Here is a 24,395-nt window from a genome sequence, read left to right on the forward strand (position 1 = left end):
GCAGCGGACATAAAATCACCTCGTTTAAATCGTACCGTGTTTTTCCGGCCGCCCGAAGCGGACGCCTGAGCGAAACTTCTGCCGGTCGATATCCCTTCCAGAACAGGCGGGTCCCGATTATGGACTTTAGGACTAGGAATCTGACCAAAGGGGACAGACAAGCATCCACTCTGGACGCCTTGTTCATATTCCAGGGCAAACCTTCTAAAATAAGGGGTGCAAAGAAGGATAGAAGCCGGCGGCTGCACATGACGAGATCAGCCCAACGCTTCCTGTCCGACCATTTTTAGTACCGGAAACTGCCGGTCCATTTTCCGCGCACGCTTTGACCATCAAAAAGCCAGACAATCGCATCGCGTTTCATTTTTATTCATCCAAATCCAATAGGCTGAAAGGGTCAAAACCAGAACAATTTCGCGCGGCCTGCCCGATACGGGAACACTTGAAAATCTAAAAGAAAAGAGGTTGGAAACCATGAATCTTTCACGAGAGGAAATGGATCTGCTTGGGAAGCTGATCGGCCGTAAGGCGGAGCGCATCATCATGCCGACGCCGAAGGATTCGCTGACCAAGCCGGTTGAAATCGTGCTGGTTCTGTCACGCAACCGGGGAGTCCTGATTGACTCCTGCTACCGAACACAAAGGGCTGTGGAAACGCCGGAGGGCTATCCGCAGATGAGGGTGAGAATGATTAATAAAATTCCAGAGTATGTGAACGGCGACACCATCGAACTGTCTGAGTTTGGCGGGGAAATTATCGCTTCGATTGAGGTGACCAGTGAAAACGTGCTGACCTCGACGGAGCAGGCCACGTATACGAAGGCAGTTCACATCGAATTTACCGGACAGCGCGAAGTGACGATTACGCGGGAAACTTACCGGACTCCTTCGCTGGACGTTTACGAAGAGCGCCGCGAGCCGGCATTCAATTATGAACCGAACGCGAGCATCACAACGACTGTCCACAGTTTCTGATAAAAATCAATAAGAAGAAATAAAATAGCGGGTTTTAGTCAGTTTATAAAGGGCTTTCAATCTAAAAGGTAAAATAAACTACCAGAAAGTTGAAAGCGCTTATAATAAAACATTGACTTAAAACCCGCATTTTCTTATACTTTCAGTGTACTTTGGGTCTGCGTTGGGGGACGCGGTGCAGGGTACGGTGTTTATAAGGGCGAGACGTGACCATAATTGCTTTTGTTCGATCGATGTGTTCTATAATTTTCAACTCTAATACCTTCTGATGTTCCAAACCATACATACCGTCCTTGTAAAACAGGCTGTTCTCTGCCTGCATAAAAAAGTGAACGTGGAGCCTTCGGGCTCCATTTTTTATACATCGATAAAAGCGAGCCATTCCAGGTATCTTCAGAAACTCTGAGTTTCGAAAACGATGACGCAGGAAAGAAGCCTTTGGACAGGAATTCCGTTTTCCGGACAGACGGCTCTAAGAGCCCGTCACCACAAGACGCCGAAAAATGGAAAGACATCATCCAGTCCGCCGCATAAAAGAAAACCAGAGATCGCTCGTTTAAAACGGAACGGTTTTCCTCTGGTCTGAAATCTGAAAACTATTCATTCGTTTCTGCCGCAGCGGCTGAACAGGCAGCTACTCGCTGACTTTCCCGTCGACGACATCCCACAGATCGGATATATCTCCATTCTCATGGAAAAACAGAGGCTGAACGCTGGGCGCATCGATAGCTGGATAAACGACCGTGCCGTCTTCGGCAATACCGTAGCTTTTGCAACCTGAGATTCTGCCTTTAAAAGGCTTCATCGTTTTTGAACGTGGTTTCATTAACGCCAAGGGTTACATAGAGGGTGGACGGAGTGTATTCGTACAGCATGGTCATAAGCAGTCCATCGTTTGCTTTTGCGCCATACGCGGTTGTTCCGTTATCGGAGCTTAAATTGGCCAGGTACGTCTCATACCGGTTGAAAGTATCCTGCGTCAGCTCATCCATGGAAGGATATCCTCCGTAAGCGGAAACCAGCGATCCCATAATCTTTCCGCCCAGCTCCGTGGTTTCAGAACTGTCATCGATTCCGTTTCTTGAGCGGATATGGATGTCGAGGAACGGTAAGCATCATCCGAAAATTCGACAACGAGATTTTTGTTTAAAACATAGCAGGTTTCATCTCCCAGAGCGGACTTCATGACTCTGACTTTTCCATCGGCGCTGGTGATGTATTCGGAAAACTCCGTGTTCAAAATGTCTTCGATATCCCGATTTGCGTATTCAAATCGATACAAACCGTCCTTGTTGAAATGCCCGTATACGGTTTTTCTTTCTTCCCTTGAGCGGTCGCCGGCGCATTGGATGATTCACTCCCGCTCGGTTTAGCGCATCCTGTCAGGGTGAGAGAACTCATCCCGATGGAAACGGCAGTGAACAGGAAGAGCAGCTTGGATTTTTCATTTTCTTTTTGCAGCGGCAAGTATGGAAATCCAGATGTACGATTCACGCTTTGCGCGGATACTCCTCAGTATGGATCTGCATGATCGCATCCCATCATAGGGAGTATCCCTTCGATTTCCAGGGATTCTCGCTCTGCTTTTCTCCTTTTTATTCAATTGTTTTTATTTCGTGGATTGGGGATCGCTGTAACCAGACATCTGGAGTTCCAGTCTCTTTTTCATCTTCTGAAGGTTCAGAGGATGCGGAGTGTTTCTGAATACGGATTTTTCCGTTCTGTTAAGAAGCCTTTTCCCTTCACCGGCATTTTTACAGCAGCATCCTGCGCGCTCTCGAGTTTATTTTGTTCACAGCTGCGGTTATATTTATCGATCCCGGTTTTTATCAGTGTATACCAGGTGTCCGACCTGCCAAAGAAACGTACTGTTTTTAAAACCAGACATCTGATCTGGATCAAAATGGTCACAAAATCCGATCCAGACCAGGATCTTCCCAAAACGGGAAACGCAAAACCCCGAAGCGCTCTGTATGGACGCTTCGGGGGTATGAAGTTTTGAATGGGATCTATCCGTTTCAAGCCTGAGCTGGAAACGGGAAAGAAAATTGGATCGTCTTATTCCACTTTCATCATGCGGTAGCCGACGCCGATGTGGGTCTGGATGAAATGCGGACCCCGGATCCGGATTTGGAATCGAGCTTCTTGCGCAGGGTGGCCATGAAGACGCGCAGGGAGGCGATTTCGTTATCGGAATTCGAACCCCAGATCTGCTGCGTGATGTAGTTGTGGGTCAGAACGCGGCCGACGTTTTTGGAAAGCAGCGTCAGGAGCTTGAATTCGATCGGGGTCAGGTGCACTTCGTTGCCGTTGATCGTGACCTGATTGGATGCGTAGTCAATGCGAAGCGGACCGTTGGTGAATACCGAGGTCGATACGGAAGACTGCGGCTGGTTGGAAAGATGGCGTTCAACAACGCGCAGTCTAGCCAGCAGTTCCACAATGGAAAACGGTTTGGTCAGATAATCGTCTGCGCCCGCATCGAGCGCGGCGATTTTATCTTCGTCATCGGTACGTGCGGAAATGACAACGATCGGGACATTCGACCAGGTACGAACTTTGCGGATAATATCGACGCCGTCCATATCCGGAAGACCCAGATCCAGGAAAATAGCATCGGGATTGTGTGTGGAGGCTTCCAGAATAGCGGTTTTGCCGTCGGGAGCCATCAGATACTTATAGTTATGCGACTTTAAAGTGGTACCAATCAGGTTGCGAATGGAATTGTCATCTTCGACGACCAGAACAGTTGTTGTATTCATAAGAGAATTACGTCTCCTTCCAGCGAATGGGATAAAGATACAGATTTGCACGATCTGCGCGACGGGGAAAATTTCCGTCTTTGGGATATGGAAATTTCGTATGAATCCACGCAGATATGCCTACATAAGTATAACAGATTGACCGGCGCCGCTGAATGAGGGGCAAGGCTGCCGGCGTGTTTGTTTTCGCAAAACGGCCGGAATGATCCGGGTTCAGACCCAGTCGAAGCGGGTATACGGCAGTGATGAAAAAGCCGCCGTAAGCAGCGGCTTTTCATTCAGAACAAACGGCTTGTTAGAAACAGGCTTGCTTTATCCCAGATCCGGCACATCGCCCGAGGGCATTTCGGCCAGGGGAGCGCCAGAGTAAAGATCGAACCTTCTGGTGTATTGTCGCGGACAGTCAGCTTGCCCTGATGGGCATCGACAATCGACTTGCACAGGAACAGGCCAAGTCCCAGATAATGGTTGGAGTCCACATTTCCCTTGCTTCCGGTATAAAACAGATCGAAGATCGCCGGCTTTTCCGCATCGGGAATGCCCGGGCCCTGGTCTTCGACGTCCACGATGGCCCAGCCGTCCTGTTCATAGGCGTGCAGACGGACTTGCGTGCCGGCTGGCGTGTGGTAGATGGCGTTGAGCACCATGTTCGTGATCGCCTGTGAGATCAGACCGTGATCGGCATTGACCAGAAGCAGATCGTCATCGATATCCACCTGAAGCGGATGAGTTTCGTTGGAAATTTTCGGGAAGTCGAGGCTGGCGTCAATAATTTCGCTGATCACTTCCAGCTGCGGATGCACCGGCATCGTGCCGTTGTCCAGACGCGCTGCGGTCAGCAGGTTTTCCACCATGCTCGACAGAAGCTGCGAATCGGCTTTGATCGTACGCCAGATGTCGGAAAGGTCTTCCCGCGTCAGGAAATCCTTGCCTTCTTCCGCCGCGGTGACGTTGCCGATAATGGACGTCAGCGGCGTACGCAGATCGTGCGAGATGCCTTTAAGAATATTGGAGCGCAGCCGGTTGGATTCGGCTTCGCGCTGGATCTGTTCGAACTCTTCGGAGCGGATGCGGTTTTCCAGCGCCTGGGCGCTTTCCTGAATGATGGAATCGAGGATCATGTATTCATAGCCTTCGATCACATCCGAACCGCCGTTGATGCCGACCAGTCCGATGACGTCCCCGTCCATTTTCCAGGGAAAATACAGATAGGCTGCATCGCTGAAATAGAGGGTGTGATTGCCGGCGGCGTCCTTGATTTTTACCGCTTCGTTTTGCGCGTCCCGGTCCGCCTGGCCGATCGGCAGATGGACGGGATACATCGAACTCGACGGATAGGCGGCTGCTTCCTGAAAATCGAGACCGTCATACGGGATGAAGAGAATATCGCGGTGAATGCGTCCGGCGAGATGCGTACATACCGCGGGGATCAGCTCGCTGGTCTGTTCCGTTTCCTGAAGCAGCTGGCTGTTTTCGAGCAGCACCTGGGTGCGCCAGGACGATTTGTTGGCCTGATCGGATTCCTGATGCAGGCGCATGCCCATCGCGCCGGCGATGACCGAGGCGACAAAGGTAATCGCGAACACCAGGGTCAGATCAGTCTGGTAGTAGACGATGCTTCCGCGAGGCGACGCAAACAAAATGTTGAACAGAATAATCACTGCGGTCGACGAGAAAATCGGCCAGAACAGCGAAGTGGACGATACGGAACAGATCAGAACGCCAAGCATGTAAATCGGCGCCAGGAGCGCTTCGTCCGCACCCGTGGAATCGACCAGGAAAGCGACGACCGTCGCCGCAAAAAGAACGAGCACGGTGATCGCGAGCTGACGGAAAAACTGGCTGGTGGAAAGCTTGACCAGTCCCTGCGTCTGAATGTGCGTGCGCTCTGCACTTGGCACGGTCACGATATGCACGTCCGGAAGACTGTCCATCAGCGAAACCGCAATCGACTTGCGAAAGCGATTCAGTCCCGTCTGCCGGACTGGCCTGGTAATGACCAGCTGGCTGACGCGCTTGGACTTGCAAAATTCGACGATCTGATACACCGGGTCGGTTCCGGATAAAATTTCGATTTTGGCGCCGGCCTGCGCGGCGTAAATAATCGCGTCGTGCAGCTTGGTTTTGCGCGCTTCCGAAACGGATCGATAATACGGCGTGTCTACATACACGGCCGAAAACAGGGCGTCCTGTTTTTGGGCGAGCAGGGCTGCGCTGTCGATTGCCTGGCTGCAGGCATCGTCCGCTGTCAGAACAACAACCACATGCACATGCTTTGGCAAAGGCGTCTGTCCGATCACAGACTGCGAAAGGGCCATGAAATCACCGCCTTTCTAAACTTTCTTTTTCCTCTTCCGCCTTTTTCCCGTTCCCCTGCTTTTTATAAAGAAGCCAAAGAGAAAGGAAAACAGGCCCTGGATGCGAAAAGAGTCCGCGCTGTCTACAGGGCATTCGCGGGCTTTTCAAAAAGATGCATCGAAAAGGTATTTGTAAAAGATGATTATCCATCCTTAACGCCATAGAGGCATTTCGAATAAGATTTGGTGCAAACAAAATGAAAAAACGAACGAAGCCGTCTGTAAAAGCGGGAAGAAACCGGACCAGTATCGGTCCAAAACGGTTATGAATATTTGAATAGTGTGATGGTATGAGTCCAGTATAGGCGAATTGACATAAAGGTGCCGTTAAGCATCGGTCAGCCGCATGGCTTTTGCGTAAAGAAAAAGCGAAAGCAGTCTTATTTGGCTGCTTTCGCCGTCTGGGCTTCCTGCGGTTTCTGAAGCACCAGAATTTTCCTGGCAAAGAGTTCATCGACCAGGACGTAGCGCATAGCCTGCCGGATCTGGCCGAGAAGCCGAATCAGGCGGAAACCTTCCGCGAACGTGAAGGCGATGATCAGAAGCAGACATACACCGGAAAAACCGGCGGGAAGGCTCGTCTGCAAAGCCGAATTGAAATAAATGCCGGCGAAACTGAGCGCGAGAATGTTCAGAATGCTGAGCGTGATCAGTCTTGGACAGATCAGCATGTTTACGGCATGGGAATACGTTTTTGTGTCTTTGGTAGTACGAAGCAGAATGATCTGCTTATAAATTGAATGCAGTTCCGGGTTTTCGGAATCGATGATCTGATGAAGCGTCAAGATCAGCTGTTCCTTCGGAATATAGCGGCGCATCGCATTAACCTCAACTTCCAGGCAGGACCTGTAAAGACGGATTGTTCTGTCTTTATCGCCCCCGCGACGATTAGGGTAAACCTTTCGAGAAAGGCTTTCAAGTAAAGAGGCCGCGGCTTTCCTGCGTTTTATTTGTCCTTTTGGTTTCTTTTTTTCTTATCGAATTTTATAAAAGTGGGCGGTGGAAATTCCCCATTTTTCGTGCGGTAACGGTGCAGCTTTACGTAGTCATCGCGCATTTCCTTCGTGTGAAGCGTACGGATCACCACTTCTCCATCTTCATTCAGAAGTTCTGCATCGCCAAGGGCTTCCATAACGGGGTGGAAAATGGAATCGACGGTATAGGGCGGGTCCAGATAAATCCGGTCGAATTTTTCGCCTTTCCTTTTGAGCTGTTCAATCGCCAGAAAGACGTCTTTTTCCAGAAGCGTACAGTTTTTGTTTTCGAAATGGCAGGCTTTCAGATTCCGTCGAATGACATCGGCGGCCTTTTTCCTTTTTCGACCATGACGACCCGATCGGCGCCTCTCGAGAGGGCTTCGAGCCCCATGGAGCCGGAGCCGGAAAACAGATCGAGAAAGGAACTGCCGGGAATATCAAACTGCCAGATGTTGAAAAGAGCCTGACGAATTTTATCCGTAACGGGCCGGGTATCCAGACCTTCGGGCGCTTCAATGATTTTGCCGCGCGCCGAACCGGAAATTATGCGCATAAGCTATCACCTGCTTTCTCTCTCCTGCTTTTTCACGGCTTGCGATCGTATAAAAGAAAAGGCAAGCCGGCGCAGGGAACGCTTGAAATTCCTGTCGCCTTTCCTCTTTGTATCGTATCACACGTGCCCGTATAAAAGGAATAGGGCTTTTTCCGGCCGGAAAGGTCCGCTTAGTCTATCCCAATTGCGAAAACGCTTCCATCCAGGCGGCCAGTTTGGATAGAAAATTGTCCTGTTCTGATGATTCTCGTTATAAAATTCTTATATTTTTTCTACGACTAGTGGAATTGAAAATCCGCGATCACAATGGAAGTATCAAAGGATTGCCAGAAATAATGCCGCATAAAGGAGGCGATGACATGAATTCAAGGATCCTTCAGAAACATCTCGAAAGCAGGCTGATCATTCTTGTAAATGTCTGCGCCGCAAATCAGAAGCAGGATGACGGACTGATCTATGAAATTCTGACCGATACCCATATGGACGATCAGAGCCGTCTGAACTACATTGCGCAGATCGAATGCCGGCTGCCGCAGATCCGGCTCATGCCCTGCAAAAACGAATGGAGCCTGAACTCCCGCTACGCAGAAGAAAGCGAAGAAAGCGACACCGCCTGGCAGCAGGTGCGCGCCATCGCCATCTCGACCAAGGGCGATGAACACGGACTTGACTGTCTGACGTGCCAGAAAATCGCGAAAGCCTTAAGCTGAAACGCAGCGTCCGGCTCACTCGGGCAGCATCCATGAATCACCCATGAATCACCCATGAATCACCCATGAATAATGAAACGCTTCACAGGCAGATTTGGTCTTTTTCCAGACGGTAAGAACAGTTCACCTTTTCTGGAAAGAAGATCCGATCTGCTTTTCTTTGCGCAAAGGGAGCGGCTTTCGCATTGACGCGAAGAGCGGATACAATAGACAAGGCAGGAAAGTCCCGAATTCATACAAAGAATCGGGGAACATGCGAGTAAAACGAAACTACGCGTTAAGACGAAAGAGGGGTAAATAAATATGGAACAGTACAGAACCGTTCGTTCCCGGTATGATCAGCTTCCGCTCGATGTGGTCGAAGTCATTCCGGAAAACGGGGTAAAAGCCATTGTTCAGATCGTTCACGGCATGCAGGAACACAAGGAACGCTACCTGCATTTCATGGAATTTCTGGCGTCCAATCATATCGCCTGCGTAGCCGCCGATCATCGCGGCCATGGAAAATCCATTCGCGCTGAGCTCGACCTGGGCTATTTTTATGACAGTACGGCGACGGCGATTGTTGAAGATCTGGATGCGGTCAATGCCGATCTTCGCGAGCGCTATCCAGACGTTCCCTTTTTCATGATCGCCCATTCCATGGGAACCCTCTGCGCCAGAAAGTATCTCAAGACGCATGACGAAGAACTGGACGGACTGATTCTGTCTGGACCAGTCTGGAGAAATCCGAAAGCAAAAGCCGGGCGGATGCTGGTGGATGTGCTCAGCCGTCTGTACGGGGATCGACACATTTCCAAACGTGTCGCCGGAATGGTCGAAGGCGCGTTTGATCAGGGAATTGAAGGCAATCAGACCAACCGCTGGCTCAGTACGGATACCGATGAAGTGGAAATGTTTAATAACGACCCGCTCTGCGGCAATCCCTTTACGCTGAACGGCTATCGAAATCTTCTTGTCATGATCGAAGAAGTGTACTCACCCAAAGGCTGGCAGATGAAAAACAAAAGCCTGCCGATTCTGTTTGCGGCCGGAGAAAACGATCCGGTGATCGGATCGCCAAAGGCGTTTGAAGAACAGAAAAAGGATCTGATGGCGCGCGGATATACGCATGTCCGCTCAAAGCTGTATCCGCAGATGCGGCATGAAATTCTCAATGAAATCAACCGCACGCAGGTTTACGAAGATTTTTATCATTTTTAAATCGCATTCTGGAAGAAAAGAAAAAAGCTGCCGGGGCAGAAAAGGAGAAGAGCAATGATTGAAGTTGGAATGATTGGTTTTGGAAAAATGGCGCAGGCGATCGCAGCCGGATGGCAAAATGCCGGCCTGCTCGATCGAATTCATGTGCAGGCGTATGCGCCGCATTATGACAAGCTCTGCCGCAACTGCAAAACATACGACGTAACGCCGATGAAGACGCTCCACGAGCTTTGCGAGGCAAGCCATGTGATTATCCTTGCCTGCAAGCCCGCGCAGGTCGAAGGCGTCCTGAGCGAATGCCGCGACTGGGTCGACGGCAAGCTCGTCATCTGTCTGGCCGCTGGAATCAATCACGAAAAGCTGGACGCCTGGCTGCCGTATGCGGCGCACGTATCGGTAATGCCGAACACCGCCATGATGGTTCAGGTCGGCTGCCTGATCGTGGAAGAACCGAACACGATGAGCGAACGAGATACAAAGGTTCTTGAAGACCTGTTCGAGCCGCTCGGCTCGATCGTTCCGGTTCCGGCAGCCCTCTTTGGCATTGCCGGAACTATTTCCGGATGCGGCCCGGCCTTTCTCGGTCTCTTTGCGGAAGCCCTCGCGGATGCCGGTGTGAAGTACGGTCTGCCGCGCGCAACAGCAGCGTCTCTGGCTGCCCGCACCGTGTATGGAGCCGGAGCTATGCTGAGTCTGAATGAAATGGAACCGGCTGTCTTTAAAAATGAAATCTGCTCGCCGGGCGGAACGACCATTCGCGGTATCGTCACTCTGGAAAAAGACGGATTCCGCAAAGCGGTGATCGAGGCGATCGAAGCCATCGAGGAAAAGAAGTAGGAAATCGAAGCCGAAAAACAAATACAAACGAAAGCCAGCGCAGATCTGTCGTCGGGAAACGACGAAGCTGCGCTGGCTTTTCTAGTTCAGTGTATCGAATTGTAAGCGTCTGGTTTTCGGATTTACGTGATCTGCTTTCCGCTCTATCCATTGGACGTTCCGCCGATTTCTTTTGGCAAAGAGGACGATTGGGTGGAACTGGAAGAATCTGCGGAATCCGTCTGGGAATCCGGCTCTTTGAGCGGATTTTCCTGCTGCCAGAGCTCGACGCTGATCGTGTCGCCCTTATGCAGTGCCGTGCCTTCCGGGACGGACTGGGAGGCAACTTTGCCGGATCCGCTGACTTTGACCTGAATGTTGGTCAGCTGCCAGAAGGCAGTCACATCCTTGAGCGTCCAGCCGGTCATATCCGGCATGACAATTTCATCGCCGTTCGTCATTAAGAGAACGCGGTCCTGCGAATTGACCGTGGAATCCGCTGCCGGATACTGACCAATAACGGTATCGCCATTGCCCAGAATCAGGGATTTCAGACTCATTTCGCCCAGTTTCTGTTCGGCATAGCTGCGCGTGTGGCTGGTCAGCGTCGGCATGGTCCAGGACGTCCAGGTACTCTGATCTGCCGAATCGGACTGCTCATTGTCATAGTTGACGCCGGCAGTCTTCAGTGCGGCTTTCATGATGTCCTGGAAGTAGCTTCCCGAATAGTTCAGATAGTTCGGCCCCTGCATGCCCCAGAAAACCATCACCTGCGGATCGTCGGCAGGAGCGGCGCCCATGACGGTCGATGTGTAGTTGGTTTTGTCATAGCCGCCAATATTCGGATTGTAAATTTCACCCGTACCGGTCTTGATTGCAATGTCGATGCCGTCAATGGTGAATCGCTCACCGGTCATGCCGGCATCGCCGACATGGACCATGAGCTGACGGACTTTCTGTGCCGTTTGGGCTGAAATCGGATGGCCGGTGCATTCCGGAGAAAACTGTTCGATGACCTCGCCGGTATCGCTGTCGAGGATGGAGTCCACAAGATAGGGCTTCATCATTTTTCCATCGTTGAAGATCGCGGTATACGCCTGACAAAGTTCCAGGGCGGTCAGCGAAGAGGCCTGACCAAAACCAGTCGAAAGGTAGTCGGTGGCCTGCGAATAGTTGCCGACCCCGGTCAGTTCGTTAATGAACGGAGAGCCGACGGGCTTATACAGACCGAAGGCGTCGAGATAGCTGGCAAACGTCTGCTGATCGAGGTAATTGGTCAGCAATTCGCAAATCGCGATGTTAGAGGAGTGTGCAAGACCATCCGCAAAGGTCAGCGTACCGTAGTCTGTGCCCAGCGCATCGTTAATCGGCGGATACTGCGTTTCGGCCTGACTGCCGACGCGGGTGATCTTGTTTGTGACCGGATCGACGGTGTAGTAAAACGATCCGGCGCGATAGTAAGTATCTTCTGAGGGATAGACGCCGGAGTCGATGGCAGCTGCGTAGACGAGCGGCTTTACAACGGAACCTGGCTCGAAGAGAGCCTGCGAAATGTTGTCGGCGGTTTCCGGCAGAACGAGGTGTGTGTTCTGGTCATAGGTCGGATAGGAACCCCAGCCGAGAATCTTGCCGGTTTTTACCTCGACGACAATGGCCCACGCCTGGGAAGCATTGGATTCATTCATGGTTCTGGAAAGAACCGATTCGATCGTTTCCTGGAGGTTCAGATCAAGGGTCAGCTTGACTTTGTCGCCGTTTTCGCTTTCGCGCAAAATCGTTTCGCTTCCTGGCAGGATCTGGTCAGCCTGCGTAGCAGTGTACTGACGCAGCCCGTTCTTGCCGCTCAGATAGGCGTTCATCGTCTGTTCGAGCCCGAAGCGGCCGGTGATCGTACCGGTGTTGTCATCGTTGGTCGCAAAGCCGATGGCCTGCGAAGAAAGCGGCGTGGTCGGATAGGTACGGCGAACGTCTTCGATAAAGCTCATGCCGGGAATTTTCATGGATTCGAGGCGGAGTTTCTGTTCTTCCGTAATGCGTTTTGTGCCGGTACCCAGCTCAATCTGCGAGTAGCCGTTTTCCTGCGCGTTTTTCAGACGCTTGAGAATATCGTCTTCGTCAATGACGTCGCCAAGGACATCCTTGAGCGCCTTGGCGAACGCTTCGGGATCTTCGACGTACGCGTCGACGAGCTTGGCGTCCGCTGCTTCCAGAGCGGCCTGTACCTGTTCGCTCTGCCCGCTGGCCTTGCCCTGACTGATCAGGTTATCGCGCTGGCCCTGGATAATCTGGTCATCGCGTTCTTTTTCGTCCGGAGTACGGTTGTCGAAGTTGGCTGCGATGGTGTAGGCCTTGGCGGACGTGGCGATGATCTGATTGTTTCGATCGACGATGTCGCCGCGCGATCCGGAAATCGTCTGGGTGATTACCGAATTTCGAACGGCGGGGTTCAGCACGCTGTATCCGGTCCACAGATGCTGCTTGCTGATCATGGTCATGCCGACAGCACTGACGGATACGGCAATACAGAGAAAAACACAACGCCCATCAGGCGAATGCGCGAGTCAAAGGTTAAGATTCCCCGTTTTTCTTTGGGGATGCCTCAGGCTTTTTCTGGCTGCAGGTTTGTTTTCTTTTTATTGCGGGCCATGGCAGCCTCCTTTCGTATGGTAGATGGATACTCTCTTTTCTTTTTCAGTACGCCGATATGGGGCTTTCCAAAGGAAAGAGAGGAGATGTTTTCGTGAATAAAATATTCCGCCCTACAGAATAAACCGATTTTTCAAAACGACCTTAAATCTTACAAAACGTGCAGGATCTGCAGGGTGATTTTTGGAGCGCTCTGCGCAAGCGGCAGAGCAGTATGCGTACAGGGAAGATGAATACGTGCAAGGAAGATAAATAGCAGAAGAAAAAAGGAAAGAGCAGCTGGAACGCTCTGAGTGACAGAGAATTGTCAGCTGCTCTGCAAGGTACAAAACAGAAATTGAAGCTAAAGCAGTTCCGGTTACTTGGAATAGTAGTAAACGTTGGCCTGGTTGTCTGAAACCTGACCTTCAAGCATTCCAAGTACTCGGGACTTTTCTTCGAGCTGAGCGATTTCGGTCTGCAGATCGGAAATCGCCGTATTTTTTCATTAATCTGCGAAACGAGTGCCTGGTTTTCCACCGATTTTGTCGTACTCATCTGACGAACGAAAAGACGGGTGGTTAAAGCACCGATACCGGTGATCACAGCACATGCGATGATGAGCTTTTTCCAGAACCCATACTTGTTCTTCGATCGCAGAGCGCGTTTATGCGTTTTCTTCCTTGTCTGCAATTCGTTCAACTCCCTTAATTTTGCGCTGTGCGCGCGATTGTTTTCTTCAAGCTCTTCTGCCGTAGACTGAATCGGTTTTCTATTGATTAAGCGATATTCCAGTTCTTCATCCCCTGCGATTGGAATGCGCCGATTCACTTTTTGGGCAGTGCAGCCGCCGCGAACGCCTGCTTGACTATGCGGTCTTCAAGAGAATGGAAGGTAATCACAGCCATTCGGCCGCCGACTTTCAGTCTTCGCAGTCCCTGTTCAAGCGCACTGCGCAGCTGCGGAAGTTCGCGGTTGACCTCCATGCGAAGCGCCTGGAAGGTCTGTTTGGCCGGATGGCCTTTTTCTTCAGAACAGCGGCGGGCAGAGCCTGCCGAATGAGATCGCTGAGCTGAAAGGTTGTTTCGATCGGCGCTACTTCTCGAGCCTGAAGAATCGCGTTGACAATGCGATTCGCATTGGGCTCTTCGCCGTATTCCCGCAAAACACGAAGAAGTTCTTCGCGGGAATAGGTATTGACGATACAGGCGGCGTCCAGAGTCTGGCTCTGGTCCATTCGCATGTCCAGACGGGCATCGAATCGATAGGAAAAGCCGCGTTCGGGATCGTCAAACTGCGGAGACGATACGCCAAGATCCATGAGAATTCCGTCTACTTTTCCGACGTGCAGCCGGTCAAGTTCGCGGTCCAGATCTTCAAAAGGCGCGTGAATCAGCGTGAACCGATCGGAGATGGCTTCCAGCCGAGGCCGGCTTTCATCAATCGCCTGCTGATCCAGATCGAAGGCGTAGAGGTGACCGTGCGGAATTCGCTTGAGAATTTCGCTCGAATGACCGCCGCGTCCAAGGGTGCAGTCGATATAAATGCCGTCTTCACGGATTTCCAGCAAATCGATCGATTCTTTAAGAAGCACGCTGATATGTTCCATTCCAAAACCTCCGGACTAATCGAGAAGTCCGGTCAGATTTTCTGCAAACTTCTCATAGGACGGAAGCATTTCGTCCTGAAGAGCAAGCCAGCGTTCCTTGGCCCAGATCTCCACGTGGTTAGCAACACCGATAACGTAACATTCCTTCACCAGTCCAGCTTCGGCGATCAGAGAAGCGGGAATCAGGATGCGTCCCTGTGCATCGGGTTCCACTTCGGTCGCTTTGGCCATGAAAAAACGCATGAACATGCGTGCGTCCGGATTGGTAGAAGGGAGGGAGGAATATTTTGTGTACACGCTGGTCCATTCTTCAAGCGTGTAGACATTGAGGCAGCCGTCCATGCCGCGAGTGACGTAAACGCGCTCGCCAAGTTCTTCACGGAATTTAGCGGGCATGATCAACCGCCCCTTACGGTCGATGTTGTGCGTGTATTCGCCCATGAACATGTGTCATCACCCCCACTTTCTGACACAACTTCCTACTTTGTAGGTGCATTATACCCCCTGCACCCTCTTTTCTCAATTCAAATCCCAAAACGGGACAAGATTAAAAGAAAGAGTCAAAAATTAAAGACCTTTAAAATTGGCTTTAAATAAAGCCTGAAAAAGTGCTTGACAAATTTAGAAAAAGGGAAAGTGGGACAAAATGGCGGGAAAGAGCCGCTTTTGACCACACTTTCCCACCGCAAGGCAGAAACGGTTCCAAAACGGGCGCAAAAAGGCAGAAAAAGACCCGCTTTTTCCAAATTGAACGAAGCGGACGAAAGCCAGAAAACGACAGAGCAGAAGGAAAGTGGAAGCGGATCAAAACAGCTTTTCCTCAGAAACGGATCGTTTTTGGGAGCGCCGGATTAAGGATTGACGCGCAATGCCTGCTGATGCGGCCAAAAGGCTCTGTTTTCCTTTTGGCATTTTGCTCAATATGACCAGACTGTATTTTTCCTCGAGTCGTACAATTCAGATAAGCCATACAGAATTGTTCTGCCCGCGGATAACGAGCAGAAGCAGAAAGGATGGAAGACTGAATATGAAAATCGATTTTTCAAAACCATTAAGCGATCAGCAGAAAGAAAAAGTTCAGAAAGTACTCGATGCGCAGGGAGATCCTGTTCAGACGGCGATCCAGATGAATGAAAATCCAGATGACATTTACGTCTGGACGATGCAGGAACTCGAGGAAGAACGCCAGAGTCTGAATGCGAAAGCAAAGGAAGGCATGACTCCCGAACTGATGCACGGAATCAATCGTCTTTTGAAAGGAAACCAGTCTGCGCAAAGCCTGGGAAGACTGGAAAAAGAACAGCCAAATCGAAAATAGATACTCTCTTCATTCAATAAGAGCTGCATAGGAAAGCGGAGAAATTTCGCTTGCAGGACCAGTTTGATCAATCCAAAAATAATCGCCTTTTTCCAAAGACAAAGTGCTTTCTGTCGAAAGGACAGGAATCCCGAAGTCTGGAAGAAGGCGAATTTTATTTCTCAATAGATATTCAGATGCCGGAAATATTCAGAGGCCTATCAGAGAAGCAGCTGCTCCGGAACGAAACGTATAAAAGAAAGAATCCTCGTGGCGAAGTATTTGAAATAATAGGTTAATCAGTTATTCAAACAGTTAAAATGTCGAAATTCATTCTTGAAAGCCGTTATGAGGATGTACACTGTAAAAGTAATGCATCACGCAAAGCGAGCTATTCGAAAAAGCGCAAAAAAAAGAGCACGATGCTCTCAAATGTGAATACGGCTCCGGTTAAGGATCCTTATCTGAACTCGCTTTGTAGGTTTACTGTAACGCAACACCATTTGTCCGTCAAGAAAGGAAATGAAGTATGAATGGAGATTATTACATTGGGCTTGACCTGGGAACAAGTTCCGTTGGCTGGGCGGTAACAGATCCGGATTATCATTTGCTGCGAATTCGGGGTCACGATGCTGCAGGTGTTCGGCTGTTCGAAGAAGGAAAAACAGCTGCGGATCGAAGGCTGAGCCGAGGAGCCAGACGTCGAACAGACCGGATGCAGGCACGGATTAAGTATGTGCGCAGATCGCTGTCTCCTTTGATCGACCGCGTAGACCCTGATTTCTATCTTCGCAGAGAGGAAAGCATGCTCTGGGAAGAAGATAAAACGTCGAAAGAAAAGTACTCGATCTTTGGGAAAAATGGGATGTCTGATTCCGAATTCTATAAAAAATATCCGACAGTTTCCCACCTCATTGTCGATATGATTCGTCATCCGGAAAAGCATACGGATCCACGAGAATATGCGATTGTGATCGAACAGAAATTCAAGCACAGAGGCAATTTCCTGCTCAATGGAAAATTCGATGATACATCTGCCGATTTCGATGAAATGTATAAGCAGTTTGCAGACTGTGTAAATGAAACGTGGCAGGACACAGAGGATGGAGTCTCCTCGCACGTTGATTTCCCAGCTTCTGAGTCCGTAAAAGAGATTCTTACCGACAAGAACAAGTCGATCAGCGAAAAATCCAGCAAGCTCATTGACTTATTCATGAAGGACTCTTCCTCCAGAAAATGGACCAAAGAAGAGAAAAATCGAATAAAAGCAATTCTTGGACTTCTCTGCGGTAAAAGGAAGATTTGTTTAAAATCTGGCCTGAACATCCGCTGCGGACAGAAGAACAGAAGAGCTTTTCGATTTCCTTACGCGAAAAAGATCTTGAAGAGTCAATCCAGGAAATTGCGGATCGTCTCACCGAACCCGAAATAGAACTGCTCGAATCCATTGCGCAGATTTTTGACTGGCAGCAGCTGGAATCGATTTTGAAAGATCGAAGCGGTCAGACTTGTTCGTATCTTGCGGAGGCGAGAGTCAGCCAGTATGAGCAGCATCGCGAGGATTTACAACAGCTGAAAAAGCTTCTTAAGGCTGCGGATAAAAAGCGTTTAATGCGTTTTTCCGTGAATATCCCGCCAAGCCGGATAACTATTCTGGCTATGTCGGCTCTGTGAATTCATCGAGCGCAGGCAAGAAAAGAGGAGCCAAGATCACGCAGGATGATTTTTACCAGGGGTAAAGAAAGTTCTGAAAAAGCTGGATTTCAAAGAATTATCAGAATCTAATAAAGCGGAACTGGAAGAGATGAAGCAGGATATCCTTCATAAAATTGAACTCAATCAGTTCATGCCAAAGCAGATGACCAGCAAAAACGGGGTTATCCCAAATCAGGTTCATCTGAAGGAACTGAATAAGATTCTTGAGAACGCTTCGATGATCTTCCCCGAATTTCGTGAAAAAGATGAATCCGGGTACACACTTGCCGAACGTCTTTCCATGCTCTTTTCATTTCGCATTCCGTACTATATTGGACCGCTTGGTCAGGGAAAAGAGTCTGGCACGTCATGGGTAGTCTGGAATGAAAATCAGACCGCTGGACCAGTGTATCCATGGAATATGGAACAGAAGATTAATCAGGAAGCAACCTCGCGAGCGTTCATTCACCGAATGCTTCGGACGTGTACGTATCTTCCTGAATACCAGGTGCTGCCGGATCATTCTTTGCTGTACGAAAAATTCAAGGTTCTCAATGAGCTGAATAATCTGAAGATCGATGGAAATCCTCTCACGCCTGAGCTTAAGCAGCGACTGTACGAGAGTGAATTCCTGAAAGGGAAAAAGTTACCCAGAAGAAAATTCGAAAATTCCTCGTTGAAGCCCAGCTAATGGATCACGAACAGGCTGCCGAAGCTGTGATTTCTGGAATCGATGGAGACTTCATAAATAAACTGGGAACAGAACGATTCTTTTGCGAAGTGCTGGGAACGGAACGGCTTAATGACTCCCAAAGAGCAATGGCGGAAAAAATTGTCTACTGGTCCACTATTTACGAAGAGGGCGGTTCCTTTTGAAAAAGCAATCTGCTCAGAATTCCCGGAATTAACCCCTAAACAGATTAAGCGGATTCTTGGAAATCGATTCAACGGCTGGGGAAGATGCTCAAGAGAATTCCTCGAAATGGAAGGAACGGATTCTCAAGGAAACGAATCGACAGTAATGGGATTCCTCTGGTCGACAAACGATAATCTAATGCAGGTTCTGAGCGATAAGTATTCATTCCGGAAGACAATTGCCGAAAACGCTGCTAAAGAACAGAAATCGCTTTTTGAAATCAGCCATGAGGATCTGGATGGACTTTACCTGTCTGGACCTGTTAAACGGATGATCTGGCAAACGATCAGAATTCTCCGCGAAATCACAGGTCTGATGGGAAAGGCGCCTAAAAAGTGTTTGTCGAAATGGCGAGGGAGAGTCAGGAAAAAGGAAAGCGGACAGTATCCCGAAAGAATCGATTCAAAGAGCTGTATAAGTCGATTAAAGATGATACCCATCACTGGCTTTCAGAAATTGAAAACATGGAAGAGAGTCTGCTTCAAAGAAAAAGGTCTATCTTTATCTGACTCAGCAGGGACGCGATGCCTACACTGGTCAGCCAATTGATTTTGAAAAACTGCTCCAGACAAACAGCGAATATGATATTGACCATATCTACGCACAGCGCTGGGTAAAAGATGATTCTCTCGAAAACAATCTTGTGCTCACCAACAAACAAACGAACAGCGATCTGAAGAAAGATCGATATCCTTTGCCTCTGGAAATTCAGGCGAAAATGACGCCTCTGTGGAAACAGTGGCTGAAGGCGGGTCTGATTACGCAGGAAAAATTCAATCGCTTAACAAGAAGAACCGGATTCACAGATGATGAACTGGCAGGTTTTATCAATCGTCAGCTGGTAGAAACCCGTCAGGGTACGAAAGTTCTCGCTGCGATTCTTAAACAGACATCTCCAGATACTCAGATCGTGTATTCGAAAGCGTCGAATGTCAGCGCCTTCCGAAAACAGTTTGAGATTCCTAAGATCAGAGATTTGAACAATCTCCATCATGCGGTCGATGCTTATCTCAATATCGTAGTCGGAAATGTATTCTCTGTTCGCTTTACCGATAGCCCCGTTCGCTTTGTTAAAGAATTCAGAGACGGTACGCAAAAATATAATTTGAAAAAGCTCTATGACTACCCGGTAACGCGCGGATCAGAATCTGCATGGGTTCCAGGAGAAGCAGGAACAATCGCCACAGTAAAAAGAGTCGCCTTTAAAGGAACTCCGCTGGTTACCCGCCGAACGGTTTCTAATCGCGGATCGCTTAGCGATGTGCAGCTTTGCCCAGCCGAAGAGAGAAAAGAAGGAACCTACTATATTTCCAGAAAACGAGATGCAGCGGATCCAGGCAAGTATGGATACTATGACAAGGTCCGAGGGGCAACGTTCTTCCTGGTCGAATGTCAAATAAAAATAAAAGGGAACGAATGATTTTGCCGCTGACTCTCGTGGATAAACAGAGATACACAACAAAGGAAGAATTGGATATCTATTGTCGCGACATTCTGCATCTGGAAGCTCCTTCTGTGAGATTGATGAATATCCATCCCAAAAGTCTCCTTCGTATCAATGGGTATCCATTGATGCTGACAGGAAGATCTGATGTGCGCCTCATCTTCCAAAATGCAGTTGAACTGATTTTGCCGGCAAAGGATCAGATCTATCTTTCAAAAGCAATTTGGCCAGACAATAATGGGGAATATAAATTCTATTTAAAGTCGGTTTCCAAAAGAAGAAATATTGAGCTCTATGATTCACTGATTGCAAAATTTTCTTCACCGATTTTTGAGAAAATCCCTCGAGCTTTTGCCGAAAACACCATTTCTAAAAAACTGGAAAGCGCACGCCCTGCCTTTGTAAGTCTCTCGGAAAAAGAGCAAATTGAAGTGCTTTATAAGATTCTAAAGTCTTTTAACTCTTGGAATGATGAGTTTGCAAAAGACCATAGTGAATTCAGATTTTTGCCTGATCCTCGTCTGGGCCGAAACTTGTCCACTTGGCGAAAACAGACAGGCGATAAGAATAAAAACGCGGGCGAATGTGTTCTTGTGCTGCAATCGGTAACAGGGCTGTTCTCCAGAGAAATTGACTTGATGAAAGTATGAGCTGGAGAACAGTAGTCATCAGTTCAAATTCAAAACTGGATTTCCAGATGAATTATCTCGTTGTTCGAAGCAATGAGATTCAGAAGGTGTTCCTGGATGAGATAGCGGTGCTGATGATTGAGAGTACTGCCGTATCTATGACTGCTTACCTTCTGAATGAACTTATGAAAAGAAAAATCAAAGTGATTTTCTGTAATGAGAAGAGGCAGCCGGCTGGAGAACTCATCCCCTATTACGGATCGCATGATTCGAGCCGAAAAATCTATGAGCAAATCAATTTCAACGAATATGTCATGGATGATGTATGGCGAGAAATTATTAAAGAAAAGATACTGAATCAGGCAAAATTACTGGCCAGACTGGAATTGAAAGACAGGCAGCTTCAGCTGGAAACTCTGGCTCAGGAAATAGAGCCTGGTGATCCGACAAATCGAGAAGGACAAGCGGCAAAAGTGTATTTCAACGGTTTGTTTGGCACAGATTTCTCACGGAGAGAAGATACGGGCAGAAATGCGGCTTTAAATTATGGATACGCAATATTATTAGCGGCAGTCGATCGAGAAATATCGGCAAATGGCTATCTAACACAGCTAGGCATATCACATTGCAGTTCAGTGAATGCATATAATCTGGGATGTGATCTGATGGAGCCGCTGCGAGTGCTGATAGATTATTTAGTCGTGAAAAATCGGATCATTAGCTTTGGCAGCCGCGAAAAGCAGATCCTTTTAAGCTTACTATCACTGCCAGTTCGGGTAGCAAATCGTTCTGAAAAACTGATTAACGGGTTAGGAATCTATATCCGAAGCGTTTTCGAAGCGTTACAAACAGCAGACTGCAGCCGTATCCGCTTCTGCGAATTCGATCTGGAGTTGGGAATGGATGATTAACCGTTATATGAGAGTGCTTGTTATGTACGATCTGCCCATGGTCTCTCCAAAGAATCGCAAAGATTATCGGATATTTCGTACGAACTTGTTGAAAGGAGGTTTCTTTATGATGCAGGAAAGCATTTATGTGAAACTGGTGCAAAATCAGCAAGCGGCTGATGCAGCAATTTCCTATGTCAAAAAGTAAAGCCTCCTGATGGATTGGTCCAAGCGCTCGTAATTACTGAAAAGCAGTATGCGAGAATCATATACATTCTTGGAGAATCAGTTTCGGATACAGTTTCGTCAATCGAGAGCGTGGTGATTCTGTGAGTTTAATGGCTTACTCGCCCTTCGGAATATCTGAACAGCTTTCTGAAAATCAGCCTTTAACGATTTGCTTGGAGAATCCAGCTCACTTCAGAAAGTTTGTAAAAGATCTTAACGATTTTTGCGACGGAATATCTGAGGAATTTGCGTTTTTGGATGGAGAAGGATCCAAATGGATTTCTCCATCTGAAATCCAAATAATCAGCAATCCGAGCTCTGTCGATTTTAACTCTCGACAGGTTTCCAATGCAGTTATAAAAGAAGCACGTCAGATATGTCAGGTTTATGAATTAGTCACAACAGAGATGCTGGCCACTTTTGGGCGGTTCTCGGAAGCTGTGATGGAAAAACTGCCATATCTGACAATCGCTTCAGATTTTAACGGGGATATTAATGGCTTTTTGAAGCTCTGCAACTTCCATTTTTCCCCAAATTTAGCCGGCGAAGATGATGTGAGCGTAATCCAGGAATGGATTAAAATCAGTTCGCAGCTTCTTCGCGACCGGCTGATGGTATTTCTCCATCCCAGTTCTTTTACACAGAGACAGAATTGGACGAGATTGTTAAAACCTCCATACAGACAAAGATCGTCCTGCTCTTTATAGAATCAGCAGATGAAAAAGCGTATCCCAACGAAAATGTTTTAACTATTGATTCCGACCTTTGCCTGATCAAGAAAAGCAGGATAATAAGATAGAAGCTCGGTGAAGATGCTCTAAAAAGATTGTTTTATCAAACAAAATATTCTTTTTGAGGTCTGAGAGCTTTGTAATTTCAGAAGGCTGATCGCCGCTGAAAGCCTGCTTATTGTCGTAGACCACGTCTGAGAGCTTTGTAATTTCAGAAGGCTGATCGCCGAAAACGGAAGCTGGGTTGCGGGATGTCCCGTCTGAGAGCTTTGTAATTTCAGAAGGCTGATCGCCCAAAGACGCGGCTGGGAAACTGTCGAATCTGTCTGAGAGCTTTGTAATTTCAGAAGGCTGATCGCCCAAAGGCATGGGCGCCATGCTCAAGCAGGCGTCTGAGAGCTTTGTAATTTCAGAAGGCTGATCGCCAGCCCGAACCGCTGGCGTGCCGTTAGCAAGGTCTGAGAGCTTTGTAATTTCAGAAGGCTGATCGCCATTTCAATGCCCGGATGGCCTGCTCATTCAGTCTGAGAGCTTTGTAATTTCAGAAGGCTGATCGCCTCATTCAAATTTTAACAGAAAGGAATTCATGTCTGAGAGCTTTGTAATTTCAGAAGGCTGATCGCCCGAAATACCCGCCGACCGGGTACCTCTTGGGTCTGAGAGCTTTGTAATTTCAGAAGGCTGATCGCCTGAGAGAGAAATGGATAGGCACTTCCCGCGGTCTGAGAGCTTTGTAATTTCAGAAGGCTGATCGCCCTTTGATTTTGACGGGTTCGAGACGGTGTAGTCTGAGAGCTTTGTAATTTCAGAAGGCTGATCGCCCAAAGGCATGGGCGCCATGCTCAAGCAGGCGTCTGAGAGCTTTGTAATTTCAGAAGGCTGATCGCCAGCCCGAACCGCTGGCGTGCCGTTAGCAAGGTCTGAGAGCTTTGTAATTTCAGAAGGCTGATCGCCCAAGGACGTAGCCTTTTGCCACATCCTCAGGTCTGAGAGCTTTGTAATTTCAGAAGGCTGATCGCCCCACCATCAGCCAGTCGCCGACAGACCCTTGTCTGAGAGCTTTGTAATTTCAGAAGGCTGATCGCCCGAATCCATGTCGTGGCGGTCTGTAGGTCAGTCTGAGAGCTTTGTAATTTCAGAAGGCTGATCGCCGTTGTTTCCGCGCCCCAGTTCTTAATAATTGTCTGAGAGCTTTGTAATTTCAGAAGGCTGATCGCCTATTACGGGCATACCGATACCAGCCTGGCGGTCTGAGAGCTTTGTAATTTCAGAAGGCTGATCGCCTCGTTCATGACTCTGTGAAGGGTGGTGCTGGTCTGAGAGCTTTGTAATTTCAGAAGGCTGATCGCCAAAAGCATCCCGTGCAGTCGTTCCCCTCTGGTCTGAGAGCTTTGTAATTTCAGAAGGCTGATCGCCAAAAGCATCCCGTGCAGTCGTTCCCCTCTGGTCTGAGAGCTTTGTAATTTCAGAAGGCTGATCGCCTTGTCATTCTCATTCCCTCTCTTCGATCGTGTCTGAGAGCTTTGTAATTTCAGAAGGCTGATCGCCTTCGATCACTACCTGTGAATCGTCGATCCAGTCTGAGAGCTTTGTAATTTCAGAAGGCTGATCGCCCCGGAGAATAGCCGGCACCGCGCGCATTTGGTCTGAGAGCTTTGTAATTTCAGAAGGCTGATCGCCTTCGATCACTACCTGTGAATCGTCGATCCAGTCTGAGAGCTTTGTAATTTCAGAAGGCTGATCGCCCCGGAGAATAGCCGGCACCGCGCGCATTTGGTCTGAGAGCTTTGTAATTTCAGAAGGCTGATCGCCAGAAAGTATGAGCGCGCTGGAAGCCGCCAAGTCTGAGAGCTTTGTAATTTCAGAAGGCTGATCGCCGCAGTGCTGCCAAACGCGAAACATTTGTATGTCTGAGAGCTTTGTAATTTCAGAAGGCTGATCGCCGATGACCGTCAACGGTCAGCAGTTCCGACTGTCT

21 protein-coding genes, 3 pseudogenes and 1 CRISPR repeat array (1 of these 25 cut by a window edge) are annotated in these 24,395 nt (G+C 48.7%); of the genes and pseudogenes, 14 read left to right on the forward strand and 10 right to left on the reverse strand.

All coding sequences use genetic code 11. The annotated features are described in order from the left end of the window. Positions 1–474: 474 nt before the first annotated feature. Complete coding sequence (locus KWG61_RS03900; RefSeq protein WP_230266596.1) at positions 475–975, forward strand: hypothetical protein; 501 nt, start codon at positions 475–477, stop codon at positions 973–975. Between the two features lie 791 nt (positions 976–1,766). Here the strand turns inward: KWG61_RS03900 and KWG61_RS03905 are convergent. The 7 genes and pseudogenes from KWG61_RS03905 to rsmD form a co-directional block, all read right to left on the reverse strand. Next, a complete protein-coding gene (locus KWG61_RS03905; protein ID WP_242745004.1) occupies positions 1,767–1,967 on the reverse strand; it encodes a hypothetical protein in 201 nt (66 codons plus the stop codon). Next, the gene (locus KWG61_RS03910) at positions 1,955–2,257 is read right to left on the reverse strand and encodes a hypothetical protein (RefSeq protein WP_242745005.1); all 303 of its coding nucleotides are present in this window, start codon (positions 2,255–2,257) and stop codon (positions 1,955–1,957) included. Before KWG61_RS03910 ends, KWG61_RS03905 begins: the two co-directional genes overlap by 13 nt. A 398-nt stretch (positions 2,258–2,655) precedes the next feature. Beyond that, complete coding sequence (locus KWG61_RS03915; RefSeq protein WP_242745006.1) at positions 2,656–2,886, reverse strand: hypothetical protein; 231 nt, start codon at positions 2,884–2,886, stop codon at positions 2,656–2,658. A 161-nt stretch (positions 2,887–3,047) separates the two neighbouring features. Next, positions 3,048–3,737, reverse strand: a complete 690-nt coding sequence (locus KWG61_RS03920; protein WP_367614256.1) for a response regulator — start codon at positions 3,735–3,737, stop codon at positions 3,048–3,050. 278 nt (positions 3,738–4,015) lie between these two features. Next, entirely contained in the window at positions 4,016–6,055 is a 2,040-nt protein-coding gene (locus KWG61_RS03925) for an ATP-binding protein (protein WP_242745007.1), read from the reverse strand. Between the two features lie 419 nt (positions 6,056–6,474). Next, positions 6,475–6,912, reverse strand: coding sequence for a hypothetical protein (locus KWG61_RS03930; RefSeq protein WP_230266600.1), 438 nt, complete (start codon positions 6,910–6,912; stop codon positions 6,475–6,477). A gap of 128 nt (positions 6,913–7,040) precedes the next feature. Then, positions 7,041–7,624, reverse strand: a pseudogene (gene rsmD / locus KWG61_RS17055) (16S rRNA (guanine(966)-N(2))-methyltransferase RsmD). A 359-nt stretch (positions 7,625–7,983) separates the two neighbouring features. On the opposite strand from rsmD, the gene KWG61_RS03945 reads away from it, so the two are divergent. The 3 genes from KWG61_RS03945 to proC all read left to right on the forward strand — a co-directional run bounded on the left by KWG61_RS03945 (position 7,984) and on the right by proC (position 10,374). Next, entirely contained in the window at positions 7,984–8,334 is a 351-nt protein-coding gene (locus KWG61_RS03945) for a hypothetical protein (protein WP_230266602.1), read from the forward strand. Between the two features lie 303 nt (positions 8,335–8,637). Then, the gene (locus KWG61_RS03950) at positions 8,638–9,537 is read left to right on the forward strand and encodes an alpha/beta fold hydrolase (protein WP_242745009.1); all 900 of its coding nucleotides are present in this window, start codon (positions 8,638–8,640) and stop codon (positions 9,535–9,537) included. 54 nt (positions 9,538–9,591) lie between these two features. Next, positions 9,592–10,374, forward strand: coding sequence for a pyrroline-5-carboxylate reductase (gene proC / locus KWG61_RS03955; RefSeq protein WP_230266604.1), 783 nt, complete (start codon positions 9,592–9,594; stop codon positions 10,372–10,374). Between the two features lie 143 nt (positions 10,375–10,517). On the opposite strand, the gene KWG61_RS03960 is transcribed toward proC, so the two are convergent. The 3 genes and pseudogenes from KWG61_RS03960 to mraZ form a co-directional block, all read right to left on the reverse strand. Continuing rightward, positions 10,518–12,842 carry a penicillin-binding protein gene (locus KWG61_RS03960; protein WP_242745010.1) on the reverse strand — a complete coding sequence of 775 codons (2,325 nt, stop codon included), beginning with the start codon at positions 12,840–12,842 and terminating at the stop codon, positions 10,518–10,520. 823 nt (positions 12,843–13,665) lie between these two features. Next, positions 13,666–14,587, reverse strand: a pseudogene (gene rsmH / locus KWG61_RS03965) (16S rRNA (cytosine(1402)-N(4))-methyltransferase RsmH); the annotation flags it as partial. Between the two features lie 15 nt (positions 14,588–14,602). After that, positions 14,603–15,034 (reverse strand): division/cell wall cluster transcriptional repressor MraZ, encoded by a 432-nt coding sequence (gene mraZ, locus KWG61_RS03970; protein ID WP_230266608.1) that lies wholly within the window; start codon positions 15,032–15,034, stop codon positions 14,603–14,605. Between the two features lie 580 nt (positions 15,035–15,614). Between mraZ and KWG61_RS03975 the strand changes: the two genes are divergently transcribed. The 10 genes and pseudogenes from KWG61_RS03975 (at position 15,615) to csn2 (ending at position 22,393) form a co-directional block, all read left to right on the forward strand. Then, positions 15,615–15,905 (forward strand): hypothetical protein, encoded by a 291-nt coding sequence (locus KWG61_RS03975; RefSeq protein WP_242745011.1) that lies wholly within the window; start codon positions 15,615–15,617, stop codon positions 15,903–15,905. A 508-nt stretch (positions 15,906–16,413) separates the two neighbouring features. Beyond that, a pseudogene (gene cas9 / locus KWG61_RS17060) lies at positions 16,414–17,103 on the forward strand (type II CRISPR RNA-guided endonuclease Cas9); the annotation flags it as partial. An 83-nt stretch (positions 17,104–17,186) separates the two neighbouring features. After that, on the forward strand, positions 17,187–17,558 hold the full coding sequence (locus tag KWG61_RS03980; protein ID WP_242745012.1) for a CRISPR-associated endonuclease Cas9 REC1/REC2 domain-containing protein: 372 nt from the start codon (positions 17,187–17,189) through the stop codon (positions 17,556–17,558). A gap of 82 nt (positions 17,559–17,640) precedes the next feature. Further along, a complete protein-coding gene (gene cas9 / locus KWG61_RS03985; RefSeq protein ID WP_367614325.1) occupies positions 17,641–18,270 on the forward strand; it encodes a type II CRISPR RNA-guided endonuclease Cas9 in 630 nt (209 codons plus the stop codon). 111 nt (positions 18,271–18,381) lie between these two features. Beyond that, complete coding sequence (locus KWG61_RS03990; RefSeq protein ID WP_242745014.1) at positions 18,382–19,044, forward strand: CRISPR-associated endonuclease Cas9 REC1/REC2 domain-containing protein; 663 nt, start codon at positions 18,382–18,384, stop codon at positions 19,042–19,044. After that, the gene (gene cas9, locus KWG61_RS03995; RefSeq protein ID WP_242745543.1) at positions 19,001–19,915 is read left to right on the forward strand and encodes a type II CRISPR RNA-guided endonuclease Cas9; all 915 of its coding nucleotides are present in this window, start codon (positions 19,001–19,003) and stop codon (positions 19,913–19,915) included. The genes KWG61_RS03990 and cas9 (KWG61_RS03995) overlap by 44 nt, the downstream gene beginning before the upstream one ends. Then, entirely contained in the window at positions 19,912–20,589 is a 678-nt protein-coding gene (locus KWG61_RS04000; protein WP_242745015.1) for a Cas9 endonuclease PAM-interacting domain-containing protein, read from the forward strand. The genes cas9 (KWG61_RS03995) and KWG61_RS04000 overlap by 4 nt, the downstream gene beginning before the upstream one ends. After that, entirely contained in the window at positions 20,586–21,479 is an 894-nt protein-coding gene (gene cas1 / locus KWG61_RS04005; RefSeq protein WP_230266612.1) for a type II CRISPR-associated endonuclease Cas1, read from the forward strand. The genes KWG61_RS04000 and cas1 overlap by 4 nt, the downstream gene beginning before the upstream one ends. Beyond that, on the forward strand, positions 21,472–21,666 hold the full coding sequence (cas2, locus tag KWG61_RS04010; protein ID WP_242745017.1) for a CRISPR-associated endonuclease Cas2: 195 nt from the start codon (positions 21,472–21,474) through the stop codon (positions 21,664–21,666). The genes cas1 and cas2 overlap by 8 nt, the downstream gene beginning before the upstream one ends. A gap of 130 nt (positions 21,667–21,796) precedes the next feature. Continuing rightward, positions 21,797–22,393, forward strand: a complete 597-nt coding sequence (gene csn2, locus KWG61_RS04015) for a type II-A CRISPR-associated protein Csn2 (protein WP_242745544.1) — start codon at positions 21,797–21,799, stop codon at positions 22,391–22,393. A gap of 150 nt (positions 22,394–22,543) precedes the next feature. Next, positions 22,544–24,395: direct repeats of the CRISPR family, unit length 36 nt; unit sequence GTCTGAGAGCTTTGTAATTTCAGAAGGCTGATCGCC; it runs 955 nt beyond the window's last position.

This window comes from Allobaculum sp. Allo2 (assembly GCF_022701175.1).
Classification (GTDB): Bacteria; Bacillota_I; Bacilli_A; order Erysipelotrichales; family Erysipelotrichaceae; genus Allobaculum; species Allobaculum fili.

Excerpts from the sequence above, each read along its gene's own strand:
- KWG61_RS03945 (WP_230266602.1), top strand. The coding sequence starts at position 7,984 with ATGAATTCAAGGATCCTTCAGAAACATCTCGAAAGCAGGCTGATCATT.
- KWG61_RS03920 (WP_367614256.1), bottom strand. The coding sequence starts at position 3,737 with ATGAATACAACAACTGTTCTGGTCGTCGAAGATGACAATTCCATTCGC.
- proC (WP_230266604.1), top strand. The coding sequence starts at position 9,592 with ATGATTGAAGTTGGAATGATTGGTTTTGGAAAAATGGCGCAGGCGATC.
- KWG61_RS03930 (WP_230266600.1), bottom strand. The coding sequence starts at position 6,912 with ATGCGCCGCTATATTCCGAAGGAACAGCTGATCTTGACGCTTCATCAG.
- KWG61_RS03960 (WP_242745010.1), bottom strand. The coding sequence starts at position 12,842 with ATGATCAGCAAGCAGCATCTGTGGACCGGATACAGCGTGCTGAACCCC.
- KWG61_RS03905 (WP_242745004.1), bottom strand. The coding sequence starts at position 1,967 with ATGGATGAGCTGACGCAGGATACTTTCAACCGGTATGAGACGTACCTG.
- KWG61_RS03975 (WP_242745011.1), top strand. The coding sequence starts at position 15,615 with ATGAAAATCGATTTTTCAAAACCATTAAGCGATCAGCAGAAAGAAAAA.
- KWG61_RS04000 (WP_242745015.1), top strand. The coding sequence starts at position 19,912 with ATGATTTTGCCGCTGACTCTCGTGGATAAACAGAGATACACAACAAAG.
- cas2 (WP_242745017.1), top strand. The coding sequence starts at position 21,472 with ATGATTAACCGTTATATGAGAGTGCTTGTTATGTACGATCTGCCCATG.
- csn2 (WP_242745544.1), top strand. The coding sequence starts at position 21,797 with ATGGCTTACTCGCCCTTCGGAATATCTGAACAGCTTTCTGAAAATCAG.
- KWG61_RS03900 (WP_230266596.1), top strand. The coding sequence starts at position 475 with ATGAATCTTTCACGAGAGGAAATGGATCTGCTTGGGAAGCTGATCGGC.
- cas1 (WP_230266612.1), top strand. The coding sequence starts at position 20,586 with ATGAGCTGGAGAACAGTAGTCATCAGTTCAAATTCAAAACTGGATTTC.
- KWG61_RS03950 (WP_242745009.1), top strand. The coding sequence starts at position 8,638 with ATGGAACAGTACAGAACCGTTCGTTCCCGGTATGATCAGCTTCCGCTC.
- mraZ (WP_230266608.1), bottom strand. The coding sequence starts at position 15,034 with ATGTTCATGGGCGAATACACGCACAACATCGACCGTAAGGGGCGGTTG.
- KWG61_RS03990 (WP_242745014.1), top strand. The coding sequence starts at position 18,382 with ATGACTCCCAAAGAGCAATGGCGGAAAAAATTGTCTACTGGTCCACTA.
- KWG61_RS03925 (WP_242745007.1), bottom strand. The coding sequence starts at position 6,055 with ATGGCCCTTTCGCAGTCTGTGATCGGACAGACGCCTTTGCCAAAGCAT.